This is a genomic window from Streptomyces sp. NPDC104367 (assembly GCF_055583825.1).
The window spans coordinates 57,464-70,631 of sequence record NZ_JBVJND010000032.1; the positions used below are offsets into that span (position 1 = coordinate 57,464).

At 73.5% G+C, this 13,168-nt stretch carries 14 protein-coding genes; 10 read left to right on the forward strand and 4 right to left on the reverse strand.

The features are described from left to right. Positions 1-11 precede the first annotated feature (11 nt). From ACZ619_RS35900 to ACZ619_RS35910, 3 genes are all read right to left on the reverse strand, one after another. The gene (locus ACZ619_RS35900; RefSeq protein ID WP_469608182.1) at positions 12-383 is read right to left on the reverse strand and encodes a hypothetical protein; all 372 of its coding nucleotides are present in this window, start codon (positions 381-383) and stop codon (positions 12-14) included. Positions 384-522: 139 nt separating this feature from the next. Then, the gene (locus ACZ619_RS35905; RefSeq protein ID WP_469608183.1) at positions 523-2,091 is read right to left on the reverse strand and encodes an alpha-1,2-mannosidase; all 1,569 of its coding nucleotides are present in this window, start codon (positions 2,089-2,091) and stop codon (positions 523-525) included. A 124-nt stretch (positions 2,092-2,215) separates the two neighbouring features. Next, positions 2,216-3,103: a LysR family transcriptional regulator gene (locus ACZ619_RS35910; protein WP_469608185.1), complete on the reverse strand. Its 888-nt coding sequence runs from the start codon at positions 3,101-3,103 to the stop codon at positions 2,216-2,218. A gap of 80 nt (positions 3,104-3,183) precedes the next feature. On the opposite strand from ACZ619_RS35910, the gene ACZ619_RS35915 reads away from it, so the two are divergent. The 8 genes from ACZ619_RS35915 (at position 3,184) to ACZ619_RS35950 (ending at position 10,671) form a co-directional block, all read left to right on the forward strand. Further along, on the forward strand, positions 3,184-3,546 hold the full coding sequence (locus tag ACZ619_RS35915) for a DoxX family protein (RefSeq protein ID WP_469608188.1): 363 nt from the start codon (positions 3,184-3,186) through the stop codon (positions 3,544-3,546). 102 nt (positions 3,547-3,648) lie between these two features. Continuing rightward, positions 3,649-4,428: a hypothetical protein gene (locus ACZ619_RS35920; protein WP_469608191.1), complete on the forward strand. Its 780-nt coding sequence runs from the start codon at positions 3,649-3,651 to the stop codon at positions 4,426-4,428. Continuing rightward, positions 4,425-5,486: a hypothetical protein gene (locus ACZ619_RS35925; RefSeq protein WP_469608193.1), complete on the forward strand. Its 1,062-nt coding sequence runs from the start codon at positions 4,425-4,427 to the stop codon at positions 5,484-5,486. The genes ACZ619_RS35920 and ACZ619_RS35925 overlap by 4 nt, the downstream gene beginning before the upstream one ends. Beyond that, complete coding sequence (locus ACZ619_RS35930) at positions 5,483-6,424, forward strand: hypothetical protein (protein WP_469608195.1); 942 nt, start codon at positions 5,483-5,485, stop codon at positions 6,422-6,424. Before ACZ619_RS35925 ends, ACZ619_RS35930 begins: the two co-directional genes overlap by 4 nt. Positions 6,425-6,662: 238 nt before the next feature. Beyond that, positions 6,663-7,238, forward strand: a complete 576-nt coding sequence (locus ACZ619_RS35935; RefSeq protein ID WP_469608197.1) for a heme-binding beta-barrel domain-containing protein — start codon at positions 6,663-6,665, stop codon at positions 7,236-7,238. 34 nt (positions 7,239-7,272) lie between these two features. Continuing rightward, positions 7,273-7,734, forward strand: a complete 462-nt coding sequence (locus tag ACZ619_RS35940) for a Fur family transcriptional regulator (protein WP_469608199.1) — start codon at positions 7,273-7,275, stop codon at positions 7,732-7,734. A gap of 10 nt (positions 7,735-7,744) precedes the next feature. Then, on the forward strand, positions 7,745-8,710 hold the full coding sequence (ygfZ, locus tag ACZ619_RS35945) for a CAF17-like 4Fe-4S cluster assembly/insertion protein YgfZ (RefSeq protein WP_469608201.1): 966 nt from the start codon (positions 7,745-7,747) through the stop codon (positions 8,708-8,710). A 137-nt stretch (positions 8,711-8,847) separates the two neighbouring features. Further along, positions 8,848-10,671, forward strand: a complete 1,824-nt coding sequence (locus tag ACZ619_RS35950; RefSeq protein WP_469608203.1) for a helix-turn-helix domain-containing protein — start codon at positions 8,848-8,850, stop codon at positions 10,669-10,671. On the opposite strand, the gene dtd is transcribed toward ACZ619_RS35950, so the two are convergent. Beyond that, complete coding sequence (gene dtd, locus ACZ619_RS35955) at positions 10,649-11,074, reverse strand: D-aminoacyl-tRNA deacylase (protein WP_469608206.1); 426 nt, start codon at positions 11,072-11,074, stop codon at positions 10,649-10,651. The genes ACZ619_RS35950 and dtd overlap by 23 nt on opposite strands. A gap of 158 nt (positions 11,075-11,232) precedes the next feature. On the opposite strand from dtd, the gene ACZ619_RS35960 reads away from it, so the two are divergent. After that, positions 11,233-11,820 (forward strand): RsiG family protein, encoded by a 588-nt coding sequence (locus ACZ619_RS35960; protein WP_469608209.1) that lies wholly within the window; start codon positions 11,233-11,235, stop codon positions 11,818-11,820. 103 nt (positions 11,821-11,923) lie between these two features. Next, positions 11,924-13,168 carry a GNAT family N-acetyltransferase gene (locus ACZ619_RS35965; protein ID WP_469608212.1) on the forward strand — a complete coding sequence of 415 codons (1,245 nt, stop codon included), beginning with the start codon at positions 11,924-11,926 and terminating at the stop codon, positions 13,166-13,168.

Below are 13,168 nucleotides of genomic sequence, written 5' to 3' on the forward strand. Positions count from 1 at the left end.
CCTAATCCGGGTCACGGCCGGTGCTCCGCCCGCTGGTGCCGGCGCAGCAGCACGCCGGCGTCGGCGGCCGCGCCGTGGTCGTGCGCGGCCCGCGCGGTCTCCCGGCGGCCGTCGAGGTCACCGCACTCGGCGCAGCCGGGCACGGGTCTGGGCGGCCGGCTGAGGTCCTCCGGGTCCGGCGGCACGGCCCACGCGCGGTCGTTCGCCGCGCGCACCCCCGCGCTGATCCGCTCCCGGTCGGTGGCGGGCCGCAGCCCCGCCGGATCGGCCTGCCACTCCCGGCCGCCGCCGACGGGACGTAGTGTCGCGTACGGCCCCGACCGGTCCCGGTACTCGCCGACCTGACCGGTGGCGGTGTCGTAGAGCAGGGTTCCGGGCTCCATCGCATTCGCTCCTTTCGTCCAACATCTATGCGAAATGAGAGAGTTGGACTACTCTGCGTATCGAGGCTGCTACGAGAGCGGCCCGGAAGCCCGGTAGGCACGCCGACGGCGAGCGGTTCTTACGCTTTTCCCGGCCCGGTCAGCCCTTCTTCAGGTACGCCGCCAGCTTGCCGATGAGCCGGGCGGCGTCGTCCAGGCCGCGGGCCGTGTCGCCCAGGTCGCCGGCGAGCAGCTGCCGCAGGGCGTGCCCCTCCTCCTGGCCGGGGGCGTCGGACCAGGGGCCGGGCACGGTCGTCCCCCGGTACCCGACCGGGTCGCCGCCGCGCACCGTGCGGTAGCCGGTGAAGTCGGCGGCGCCCGGCGCGGGCCCGGCGGCCGGGGTTTCGGCGGCGAGGAACTGGACCCGGGAGAGCTGGGTCTGGTCGGAGCCGTGGTTGCCGGTGATGCTCAGGCGGTAGCGGGCGTAGGGCGCGGGGGAGGCGACGGAGTACTCCTTCGTCTCGTGGCGCTGCCGGAAGTGTTCGCCGCCGCGGGAGTCCAGGGTGGTCCAGTGGGTGCCGTCGTGCGATCCCTGGAGCTCCCACTCCTCCGGGTCCCGGTCGGGCGCGTCGTTCGCCGACGTCAGCCGGTACCCGGCGACGGCCGCGGGGTGGTCGAGGACGAAGTCGAGCTCGGCGGTGTCGTCGTTGGCCAGCCACTTGCTCCGGGCCCTGCTGAGCAGGTTCTCCGCGACCTCGCCCACCATGTCGAACTCGTCGCTCGCCTCGACGCCGGTCACCGAGCGGGTGATGTCGCGCAGCTCGCCGACGGGCGCGTGCCCGGCGGCCGGGCCGGTGGGGCCGAGGACGACCGAGGCGGAGGTGGAGCGCCGGTCGGTCCAGGAGACGCGCTCCACGGGCGCCCCGCCGTCGTCCAGCAGCAGCCGCAGCTCGCCGGCGGGGGACCAGCCGCGGTCGTCCCCCTCCTCGGTGGTGAACCGGTGCAGCGGAACGCCGGCCGTGCCCTCGGGGTAGGCCCAGCGGTCGAGGAGGGTGCCGCGGTACTCACCGGCCGTGCCGTCGGCGGCCCTGCGGTGGCCGAGGAAGCCGGACAGGTCCGCGCGCAGGCCGATCGCCGCCTCGGCGCCGTCGGACCCGCGCCAGGCCAGCTGGGCGGGCACGGCCCGCTCGCCGCTGTCGATGTGGAGGAGCAGCCGGGGACCGCTCTGCCAGACGGCGGAGCCGTGGGCGCGGAACTCGGTGCCGAAGGCGACGACGGACCGCCTGGCCGACAGGGCCGCCATGGCGCGCTCCGAACGGTCCTGGTCGTGCGCGGGCGCCACGGTGACGGCCCGCAGCCGCAGCAGCCCCTCCGCGCCCTCCGGGTTGCGCACCTCCAGCACGTTGTCCCCCGTGCCGAGGAGGTCCCCCGGCACGGCGAGAACGGTGACCTGCGGGTCGCCGGGCCCGTCGGCCCCGGGTGTCGCCAACTGCTCCGCGAGGGCTTTTCCGTTGAGGAGGACGTCCATCGGAGCACCCGTGCCGAGCACGGTCACCGCGACGACGGCCTCGGTGATCTCCTCCCGCTCGTCCACCGTGAAGTCGACCCTGATGTGCCCGCCGGAGCCCAGTGCCAGGTGCGAGGGGGCGATTCCGCAGCGGTGGTGGGCGACCACGGCGTTCGACAGCCGGGCCGGGCTGGTGGAGAAGTCGGCGAATACGGGTTCCATGCGTGTCCCTACGTCGTCCTGGGCGTACCTGTGCGGCGGGGGCCTCGCGACCCGCGACTCTCCGGAACGTAGTGGGCGCCACTGACAACAGGCAGTGAAATCAAGCGACTTGGGCCTGACGGGGCTATTCCTGGACGGGCTCGCCGCCGGTCCGGCCCCGGGCCGGCGCGTACGCGGCGGCCGCCACCGCCGCGAACGACCGCAGCAGCGGGTTCCCGTCCCCCTCCCGCCAGGCCAGCACGGCCCGGCTCGGCGGCATGTCGGCGACCGGTACGACCGTGAGGCCGTCGCCCGGTGCGTGGCCGGCCAGGGTCATGCCGACCGTGCCGTTCCACAGGACCGCCTGCCGGCACTCCTCGACGGTGCGCACCACCGGGCCCTCCCGGTGCCGGCCGCCGTTCCAGTACGACTGCCAGAGCGGGTCCGTGCCCTCGGGGAACCGGAACCAGCGGCGGTCGGCGAGATCGGCCAGGCACAGGCTGCCGCGGCGGGCCAGCGGGTCGTCGGACCGCAGCAGGGCCCCGACCGGGTCGGCCCGCAACTCCCTCACCACCAGCCCCGCTTCGTCGAACGGCGCGCGGGTCAGCGCGATGTCGACGGCGCCGGTCCGCAGCCCGCACGTGGGGTCGGCCAGGCCGGTCCCGCGGACGCGGATCTCGACGCCCGGACGGCGCTCGCGACAGGCGCGGGCCAGCCGCCGTACGCCCGGATCCGCGCTGTCGCCGAGGAGGCCGACGGTGAGGACGGCGCTCCCGGCGGCCGCGGCGACCCGTACCCGCAGCAGGCCGGCCCGGTCGAGGACCGCGCGGGCCTCGTCGAGGAGCACCGCACCCACCGGGGTCAGGGCGACGCCCGCCGGGGAGCGTTCGAGGAGCCGCGCCCCGGTCTCGGCCTCCAGCGCCCTGATCGCGCGGCTCAGCGGGGGCTGGCTCATGTGCAGCCGGGCGGCGGCCCGGCCGAAGTGGAGTTCCTCGGCGACGGCCACGAAGTAGCGCAGCGTGCGTAGCTCCATGCTGCGACGATACCGATCGGGTATCGGGCCGGCGGAACAGGTCTTGGACGGGCCGGCCGCCCGGGGCGTCGAATCCCCTCATGACGGCGTACTGGGTTCTGGCAGGTCTCCTCGCGCTCTTCTACCTCTACGGGGGTGGACTGAAGGTGCTGCGGAGCCGGGAGCGGCTGCGGCCGATGATGGCGTGGGTGGACGGGATGCCGATGGCGGCCGTGCGGGCGATCGGGGCCGTCGAGGTGCTGGGCGCGGCGGGGCTGGTGCTGCCGCCGCTGACCGGGGTCGCGCCCTGGCTGGCGGCGGTCGCGGCGGCCGGGTTCACGCTGCTCCAGGCCGCGGCGGTCGGGGTGCACCTGAGGATGGGGGACCGGCGGGTCGCCCTCAACGTGGTGCTTCTCCTCGCAGCGGCGGTGGCGGGGGCGGCATGGCCGGCGGTGGTGTCCTGATCGTAATTAATCGTTGTACAACTCACCGAGTTGACCGTGAGTCTCCTGTGCATCGCGGATCAAGGAAGTCCGCGTTCCCGTTGCGTACAGGGGGGGGACTTGATGGACAAACAGGAAGCCGCACCACCCGGAAGACCCGAGGCGGAGCAGCCCGTCGCCGTACCGCCCCGGCGGCGTGGCCGTACCGCCCTGCTCATCGCCGCGGCCACCGTGTTCGGCGTCGCGGCCGGAACGTGCGCCGGCTACGTCGTCCAGGCCGGCCGGGAGCCCACGGCCCTGCCGCCGCTCTCCCAGCCGTCGCTCGCGCAGGCGAAGGGCGCCGGCCCCGAGCCGCTGTCCGCCGCCCAGGACCGGAAGGTCAAGGCCGACGGCGACCTGCGCAAGCTGCTGCTGAGGAAGCCGGCCGGGGCGCGCGAGGGTCTGGTCACGGTCGGCGACGACGGCTGGATGGTCCTCGCGGACTACGCCGAGACGTTCGACCATCCGGCGATCGCCTTCCGGGCCCTCGTCGGGGACGACGAGTTCCGCCGGGCGGCGGTCGTGGACTGGCGCGAGGGCAGCACGTACAGCGTGCAGATCCGGCTGGTCCAGTACCGCCAGGAGGAGACGGGCACGGAGGCCGCCGACGCGGCGGACGACGGCAACTACTACGCCCAACCGGCGGACGACTACGACACCGAGAGCTGGCCGGTACCCGGCACGGGCGACGGCATGGCGTACGTGCACACGAAGCCCGACACGTCCTACGGCGTGGGCATCTACTCGGCGGAGGCGCACGCGTGGCGCGGCGACATCGAGATGCAGATCTGGATCGACGACACCAAGCCGATCCCCAAGGCAAAGGTGCTGGACCTGGCCACACGGCAGATGGAGCAGCTGTGACCGACACCCCGAGAACCACGACGGCCCCCGACCCGAAAACACCGGAACCCCCAATTACGGCCCCTGAGGTCGCCGGGCCGGAGACGCCGGAATCCCCGATCACGGACCCTGAGGTCGCCGGGCCGGAGGCGCCGGAGCTGTCGGCCGCCGAGCCCGTGTCTGCCGCATCCGTGGCCCTCGGTGAGCCGTCGGGTGGTATCGAGCCCGACGGTGGCGATGCGGTGCCCGGCCCGGGCGGTGCCGACGCCTTCGTACCGGCCGCCGACGCCGACGCCGACTCCGAGGCCGACGCCTTCGTACCGGCCGCCGCCGACGACGAGCGGCGCCGGAGCGGGCGTCGTGTCGGTGCCGTCGTGGGTGTCGTGGCGGTCGTCGGGGCGGTGATCGCCGGTGGGGTGTACACCGGGGTCACCGTCAGCGGGGCGGATCGTGCTGCCGGGGCGCCGGTGTGGCGGCTCCCCGCGGCGGCCAGTGACGCGAAGCCGGCCGCGGGTACCGGTCTGCGGGGGATGCTGCTGCCGTACGACGGCGACACGTACGGGCGGGGACCGGACGTCGCCGGGTTCGGGTCGGACGTCGAGCTGTCCGGCCGGGAGGCCACCGCGCTGCGCAAGCAGTCGGTCAAGGACCTGCCGCGTTCCCAGCGGCGGGAGCTGGAGCGGCAGATCGACCGGACCCCCGTCGAGAGCATGGTGATGCGCAGCTACGTGTACAGGGCCGGGGCACCCGGCGACGAGTTCGCGATGGAGTTCGCGCTGGACCGGATGGGCAGTGAACGCACGGTCCGCTCCGTCGCCGGCGTCCAGAAGCAGTTCCTCGACGCGCTGAAGGTGTTCCGCGAGGGCCCGGAGATCAAGGGCTTCGAGGACTCGACCGCCTGCTTCCTGCCGCCGGCCGACTCGGCCGAGAAGCTCGACATGATGGTCTGCTCCGGCTACGTGGGCGACGTGCTGGTCACCGCCACGGCCCTCGCGGCCAAGCCGCTGGACAAGCAGACCGCGGCGGACATGTTCCGCGCACAGCTCGAACGCATCAAGGAGCCGGGGGCGGCCGTATGACCACCGACGTGAACCAGCAGGAGTCCGCGGCAGCCGACGTCCCGGAGCCGGAGTCCGGGCCCGGGACAGATCCCGCCCTCGACCCCGACCCCGCCCTCGACCCCGACTTCGACCCCGACCCCGACCTCGACCTCGACCTCGACCTCGACCTCGGTTTCGAGCCCGAGGTGAAGGACCGGCGGGTGCTGCGGGCCGCCCTGCGCTGGGTGTCCGCCGTGGCCGTCTTCGCGGTCGTCGGGTCCGGTACGGCGTACGGCATCACGCGCCTCGACCGCACCGACGTACCCGGTCTCGCCACCCGGTCGGACGGCCGCTGGGACTACCCCGTCCTCGTGAGGCCGCCGCTGCCCTCCGGCAGCCCCGGCGCGAACGACGACGCCGCCAACCCGGCCGGCGCCCACTTCGCCGACCTGCGCGAGCTGGTGCTGCCCGCACCGCGCGGCGCGACGGCCGACACCGCGCTGGAGGGGACGGACGGCTGGCTGCCGACGAAGACCTTCCTCGCGGAGTTCGCCGCCGGCGAGGACCGCGACGACCTGCGGCAGAAGCTCGTCGACAACGGCCTGCGGCACGTCACCGCCCGCGGCTGGACCACCACCGACGGCACGCACACCCGGATCTACCTCCTCCAGTTCGGCACGGCCGCCACCGCGGAGGACCTGCTCAACCAGCAGCTCCTGAGCAACGCGATGCCGACCTACGCCCTGCGCGACGGCGACGTGTACGACTTCGACCACGAGTTCCCGGACCGGGCCCGGATCGACGACGTCCTGCTGGCGCCCTACGCGGAGTCGGAGCCGTACGGCTCCGAACAGGTCCGCCAGGCCTACCTCGCCTCCGGTGACGCCCTCGCCCTGGTCGTCCAGTCCCGCAAGGGCGGCGCGCTCGCCGTCCCCTTCCAGCAGACGGTGACCCTCCAGAGCGAGCTGCTTACCTGAGCCCGAAGGGGTGCACCTCGCCAGGAGTCCCGGGCCCCGGCCGCGTAAGCTGGGGCCCGGCTCTGTGTACGTGCACGCCCACCCTCGCTCAAGGAGCACTCGTGGAACTCTTCTTCGAAACCCTGCTGGTCCTGGTCTGCGTCGGCGTCATCGCCTTCGCCGGGCTGACCGTGAAGAAGCTGTACCAGGGCCAGCGCTGAACCACCCCCGTCCAGGAACCGTCTAGGAAACCGCCGCCATGATCGAGATTCCGTCCGACCTGCACAAGGACCTCGTCCCGCTCGCCTTCCTGCTGGGCGACTGGGCCGGTGCGGGCGTCCACGACTTCCCGGGCTCGGAGAAGTGCAACTTCGGACAGGAGGTCACCTTCAGCCACGACGGACGGGACTTCCTGGAGTACCAGTCCCGGACCTGGGTGCTGGACACCGACGGGAACAAGGTCCGCCCGCTGGAGACGGAGCACGGCTTCTGGCGCATCGACGGCAACCGCAGGGTCGAGGTCACGATGACCCGCGACGACGGCGTCATCGAGATCTGGTACGGCGAGATGGCCGACCAGAAGCCGCAGATCGACCTGGTCACGGACGCCGTGGCCCGCACCGCCGCCTCCGCGCCCTACAGCGGCGGCAAGCGACTGTACGGCTACGTCAAGAGCGACCTCATGTGGGTGGGGGAGAAGCAGACCCCCGAGGTCGAGCTGCGCCCGTACATGTCCGCCCACCTGAAGAAGGTCGTCACCCCGGAGGACGTCGAGCGCTGGGCGAAGGCCCTGCCCGACGACATGCCGGACGACGGCATCGCGTTCTTCAAGTAGTCCCGAACTTCGGAAGTGGTTCTAGACTTTCGGTGTGGTGAGCACCGACTGGAAGAGCGACCTCAGGCAGCGCGGCTACCGGCTGACGCCGCAGCGGCAACTCGTGCTCGAAGCCGTGGAGACTCTTGAGCACGCGACCCCCGACGACATCCTCGGCGAAGTGAGGAAGACCGCGTCGGGGGTCAACATCTCGACGGTCTACCGGACCCTGGAGCTCCTGGAGGAGCTGGGGCTGGTCAGCCACGCCCATCTCGGGCACGGCGCGCCGACGTACCACCTCGCCGACCGGCACCACCACATCCACCTGGTCTGCCGCGACTGCGAGAACGTGATCGAGGCGGACGTGACGGTGGCCGCGGACTTCACCGCCAAGCTGCGGCGGGAGTTCGGCTTCGAGACGGACATGAAACACTTCGCGATCTTCGGGCGTTGCGAGGACTGCACGCTGAAGAGAGCCAAGGCGGCAACCGTCCAGAGTTCAATTACCGAGTCGTAGGCTTATCCGTATGAAGAGCCCTCTGCTGTCCCTGCCCGGCGCCGTAGCCGCCGAGGGCGTGGACGAAGACGTCGCCGCGCACTACGGCGACCTGTTCCGCGAGCAGCGCGCCCTGGCCGACGGCGCCGGTTTCGTCGACCTCTCCCACCGGGGAGTCGTCACCGTCACCGGCGAGGACCGCCTCGCCTGGCTGCACCTGCTCCTCACCCAGCACGTCAGCGAACTGCCCGTCGGCGAGGCGGCCGAGGCGCTGATCCTCTCCGCGAACGGCCACATCGAGCACGCGCTGTACCTGGTCGACGACGGCACGACGGTCTGGGCCCATGTCGAGCCCGGCACCCAGGAGGCGCTGATCGCCTACCTGGAGTCGATGAAGTTCTTCTACCGGGTGGAAGTCGCCGACCGCACCGCCGACTTCGCCGTCGTGCACCTGCCGGCCGGCTCCATCGCGGAGGTCCCGGCGGAAGCCGTCGTCCGCGAGACGGCGTACGGCCGTGACCTCTTCCTGCCCCGGGCCGGCCTGGAGGCGTACGCGGAGAAGACGGGCCCGGCCGCCGGGATCCTCGCCTACGAGGCGCTGCGCGTCGAGCACCACCGGCCGCGGCTCGGCTTCGAGACCGACCACCGCACCATCCCGCACGAACTGGGCTGGATCGGTACGGCGGTGCACCTCCAGAAGGGCTGCTACCGGGGCCAGGAGACCGTCGCCCGGGTGCAGAACCTCGGCAAGCCGCCCCGCCGCCTGGTCTTCCTCCACCTGGACGGCAGCGAGGTGCACCTGCCGCCGGCCGGGACCGAGCTCCGGGTCGCGGACGAGGGCGAGGACGGCCGGAGGATCGGCTTCGTGACGACGTCCGTACGGCACTACGAACTCGGCCCGGTGGCGCTGGCGTTGGTGAAGCGCAACGTCCCGGTGGACGCCCGCCTGGTGGCGGGCGGCACGGCCGCGGCCCAGGAAGTGATCGTCGAGCCCTGACGGGCCGGGTGCCGTGGATTCGGCAAGCGCGCTGCGGGGCGGGGCGTTGCCACTTCATAATTGGCAACGGGCAGCGACCTCTTGGACACGGTGCGCAGGTGTTCGACCCGGCCAGCGGCGTGCCCGGGGAGGCCGCCGTGACACCGCAGGAAGAGTTCGCCGAGGCGCTGCGCGTCCGCAGGGAGGCCGCGGAGCTGTCCCTCGGCGAGCTGGCGACGCTGGTCCACTACAGCAAGAGCTACCTCAGCAGAGTGGAGAACGGCCTGCGGCCCCCGGGCCGATTACTGGCCGAGCGCTGCGACACCGCCCTGCGCGCCGACGGCGCCCTCCTCGCCCTGCTCCCGCCCGGCACCGAACCCCGGGAGAGACCCGGCCGCCCGGAGCGGTCCGTGACCCCACCCGGCCCCGACGCGCCCCCGCGGACCCCGGCCCCGTCCGCCCTCGCCTCGCCCGCCCGGCCCAGCGGCTACGGCGCCGACTTCGACCAGCACATCCGCCGCGGCGACACCCGCCACCTGCTCGGTGAGATGTACGAGGCGGGACAGCACTACCAGGCCGCCTACGAGGCCGCCGGCGGCGACCCGCGGGCCCGCGCGCACGCCGTCGTCCGCCTGGCCCGCCGCTGGTCCGACCCCGGGCAGGTCGACCGCGACCTGCTCTTCCGCGTCGACGCCTGCCTGGCCGCGCTGGCGGACCGCGAGGACACCCGGTCCGTGGAGCTGCGGCTGCGGCTCAGCGCCCACCGCGCCAAGAAGCTCGCCATGGCCATCGGCGACGACACCGCGCTCACCGGCGCCGAACCCCGCACCGGCGCCCGGCTGGCCCGCCAGACCCTCGCCGAGCTGCGGGAACACGGGCGCCGGCCGTTCACGGCGGGCGCCGGGGGCATCAGCGACGAGACCCGCTGCGAGGTGCTCACCGAGACCCGCTGGGCGCTGTACGACTTCGAGCCCGCCCGCAACCTGCTCGCCCTCTCCACCGAGCTGCGCGACACCGCCGTCCGCTCCCACTCCGCCTGCTTCCAGGGCGAGGGGCTGACGGCCCTCGTCATCGACCAGCTGCGCACCGGCCGGGTGCCCGCCGCCGAGGCCACCCTCAGCCTGCTGCGGGAGTACGCAGCGCGGCACCGCAACCGGCTCGCCTACTGGCAGCAGCGCACCCTGGACGCCCTGATGAGCCTGTGGCGCGGGGAGTTCGACGCCGCGGGGGAGTGGATCCTCGGGGAGGCCGGGAAGGTCGCGGCCGGCATGGAGACACGGCTGTCGATGCCCGCCGACACCCTCAGCCAGACCGTCCTCGGCCAGGAGTACTGGCTGCGCTACGAACAGGGCCGGCTGGCCGAGCTGTTCGACTCCCCGCGGATGGCCGGCGTCCAGCGCCGCGGCTACTTCCCGGTGTGGCGGGCGGGTCTGGCCCTGGCCCTGTGCGAGACCGGGCGGTACGAGCAGGCGGTGGACCAGATACGGGCGTTCGCCGCCGACGCCGACGGGTTCACCCGGTTCCCGCCCAGCGGCTGGGCCCTGCCCACGGCCGCGCTGCTCGCCCAGGCCTGCGCCGACCTCGCCGAGCGCGCGGACCGCCGGAGCGAACTCGCCGCGTACGTGACGCCGTTGCGCGCCCTGCTCGACGCGCACGGCGACGAGCTGGTGCTGGCCGGCTGGCCCACCGTGCTGCTCGGCCCGGCCGCCCGCTTCAGCGCCCTGCTCGCCCTGGTCGCCGGCGAACCGGAGACCGCGCTCGCGCACACCGTCCGGGCCGCCCGGCTGGTCCGCCGCTCCCCGGCGCAGATGGCCCGGCTGCGGCTCGACGAGGCCCGCGCCCGGCTGCGCACCGACTCCCCGACCGCGCGGACCGCCGCCCACGACCTGGCCAGGACCGCGCTCGGCACGGCGGAGGAACTCGGCATGGCGGCCGTCGCCCGCGACTGCCGCGCGCTGCTCACATCTCCAGCAGAACGGTGAACGGCCCGTCGTTCGTCAGCGACACCCGCATCTGCGCCCCGAACCGGCCGGTCGCCACGGTGGCCCCCAGCGACCGCAGCTGAGCGACGACCTCCTCGACCAGCGGCTCGGCCACCTCGCCCGGCGCCGCCGCGTTCCAGGTCGGCCGGCGCCCCTTGCGCGCGTCGCCGTACAGCGTGAACTGGCTGATCACGAGCAGCGGCGCGTCGACGTCGCTGCACGACCGCTCGTCGGTCAGCATCCGGATCGACCAGAGTTTCCTGGCCAGTTGGGCCGCCTTCTCCTTGGTGTCCGCATGCGTCACGCCGACGAGGACGCACAGTCCCTCGCCCTCGATCGCGCCCACCGTCTCGCCGTCCACGACGACATCGGCGCCGTCCACCCGCTGTACCACCGCTCGCATGCGCACCATCATGCCCGGTGCCCCGACGGCCGCCGCGGCGGGCCCATTTTGGATCCTTGACCTCCCGACTAGGGCCGTTCGGGGGCACTCGGTCACATTGCGGGCACTTGGGGTGGCACGATGCTTGCACACGCCGGTCGAGGGGACGGTAGAGGCGTATGAGCACACCGAGCACCGGGCGACTGGAGACGCAGACCAGCCCACAGGGACTGCACCGGCCGCCCGCACAGCGCGCCGAGGGCATCCCGCTGCCCGCCGAGCAGCCCGAGCACGACCTGACCCGGCTGAGCCTGCCCGAGCTGCGCGTGCTGCGCCGGGACGCCCAGCGCGACGAGGCCGACCTCAGCTACGTACGACGGCTGCTCCAGGGCCGGATCGACATCCTGCGCGCGGAACTGGCCCGCCGCTCCCCGACGGGCGCGGCCTCGGTCGTCGACCGCCTCCCGGAGATCCTCACCGACGCCCCGGCCCGCCACCGCTCCTCGGCCCGCCACGTCACCCTGGGCACCCCGCACAACGAGGAGTACGGCCGCCTGGCCGCCGACATGCTGGCCGAGGTCGAGCTCTCCGACCTCCAGGCCCGCACGGACCCGGAGCTGACGGCGGCGATGGGCCGCCTGGTCCGCTACGAGCAGGAGGTGTCGGGGCGCCGCCAGCGCCTCCAGCGGACGGCGGACGATTCGAGCGGCGAGATCGCGCGGCGCTACCGGGAGGGCGAGGTCCAGGTGGACGACCTGCTGACCTGAGGCCGGGCCCCTTCGGGGGCGCGGGGCACCGCGTGGGGAGCCCCGTCCGCCCGCACCCGAAATTGATTCGGCACCCCCCGTACGCACCACCTACCGTGCTGCTATGACCGACTCCGTCGAAGTCCGCCCCATAACCGAATCCGAGTTCGAGGACTGGCTGCGGGCCCTCGCCACCGGTTTCCTCCGCCGGCCCGCGCTCACCCCCGACCAGATCGCCGCCCGCCGCAGCCAGTTCGTGCCGGGCCGGCTCCTCGGCGCCTTCGACGGTCCCCGCTGCGTCGCCACGTTCCGCTCCTTCGACCAGGAACTCACCGCCGTCGGCGGCGCCGCCGTGCCCGCCGACGCGATCTCCAACGTCACGGTCACCCCCACCCACCGCCGCCGCGGCCTGCTCACCCGCATGATGAGCCAGGACCTCGCCGCGGCGAAGGACCGCGGGGACGTCGTCGCGACCCTGATCGCCGCGGAGTACCCGATCTACGGCCGCTACGGCTTCGGTCCGGCGACCTCGCTGACGGAGTGGACCGTCGAGGTCCCGCGCACCGGCCTGGACCCCCGCTGGTCCCGCCCGGACGACGGCGCCCGGATCGACCTCGTCGACGCCGACGACATCCGCAAGATCGGCCCCGACCTGCACGAACGCGTCCGCCGCGGCACGCCCGGCGCGGTCAGCCGGAACGGGCTGTGGTGGCAGACGCACACCGGGGCGGTCCGCTTCGACCCCGACTGGACCGAGCCCTTCTACGCCGTGTACCGCACCGCGGCCGGCGAGGTCGAGGGCATCGTGTCGTACGAGTCGGACGACAACTGGCACGACAAGCAGCCGCACAACACGGCCGACGTGAACTGGCTGCTGGCCACCACCCCGGCGGCCGAGCGCGCGCTGTGGCACTACCTGTGCTCGATCGACTGGATCACCAGGGTGAAGAGCGGCTGGCGGTCGCCGGACGACCTGCTGCCGCACTACCTGCCCGACCCGCGCGCCGCGCGGATCGCCACCCAGGCGGACTGGCTGTGGGTGCGGATCCTGGACGTCGTACGGGCCCTGGAGGCGCGGACGTACGAGACGGCGGGGTCGCTGGTGCTGGAGGTGGCGGACCGGCAGGGGCTGGCCGGCGGCCGGTTCCGGCTGGACGCCTCCCCCGAAGGCGCGTCCTGCACCCCGACCACCGAAGCCCCGGAACTCGCGCTCGACATCGCCGAGTTGGCGAGCGTCTGGCTCGGGGACCAGTCCGTGACGCGGTTGCACGCGCTCGGGCGGGTCCGGGAAGCGCGAGGGGGCGCCGTCCGGGAGGCCGACGCCCTGCTGCGCGCGTCCGGGCGGCCTTGGTGCCCGGACGTCTTCTGA

What these genes read in the sequence shown, in the direction of transcription:
- ACZ619_RS35900 (WP_469608182.1), bottom strand. Translation starts at nt 383, where the DNA reads ATGGAGCCCGGAACCCTGCTCTACGACACCGCCACCGGTCAGGTCGGC.
- ACZ619_RS35905 (WP_469608183.1), bottom strand. Translation starts at nt 2,091, where the DNA reads ATGGAACCCGTATTCGCCGACTTCTCCACCAGCCCGGCCCGGCTGTCG.
- ACZ619_RS35910 (WP_469608185.1), bottom strand. Translation starts at nt 3,103, where the DNA reads ATGGAGCTACGCACGCTGCGCTACTTCGTGGCCGTCGCCGAGGAACTC.
- ACZ619_RS35915 (WP_469608188.1), top strand. Translation starts at nt 3,184, where the DNA reads ATGACGGCGTACTGGGTTCTGGCAGGTCTCCTCGCGCTCTTCTACCTC.
- ACZ619_RS35920 (WP_469608191.1), top strand. Translation starts at nt 3,649, where the DNA reads ATGGACAAACAGGAAGCCGCACCACCCGGAAGACCCGAGGCGGAGCAG.
- ACZ619_RS35930 (WP_469608195.1), top strand. Translation starts at nt 5,483, where the DNA reads ATGACCACCGACGTGAACCAGCAGGAGTCCGCGGCAGCCGACGTCCCG.
- ACZ619_RS35935 (WP_469608197.1), top strand. Translation starts at nt 6,663, where the DNA reads ATGATCGAGATTCCGTCCGACCTGCACAAGGACCTCGTCCCGCTCGCC.
- ygfZ (WP_469608201.1), top strand. Translation starts at nt 7,745, where the DNA reads ATGAAGAGCCCTCTGCTGTCCCTGCCCGGCGCCGTAGCCGCCGAGGGC.
- dtd (WP_469608206.1), bottom strand. Translation starts at nt 11,074, where the DNA reads ATGCGAGCGGTGGTACAGCGGGTGGACGGCGCCGATGTCGTCGTGGAC.
- ACZ619_RS35960 (WP_469608209.1), top strand. Translation starts at nt 11,233, where the DNA reads ATGAGCACACCGAGCACCGGGCGACTGGAGACGCAGACCAGCCCACAG.
- ACZ619_RS35965 (WP_469608212.1), top strand. Translation starts at nt 11,924, where the DNA reads ATGACCGACTCCGTCGAAGTCCGCCCCATAACCGAATCCGAGTTCGAG.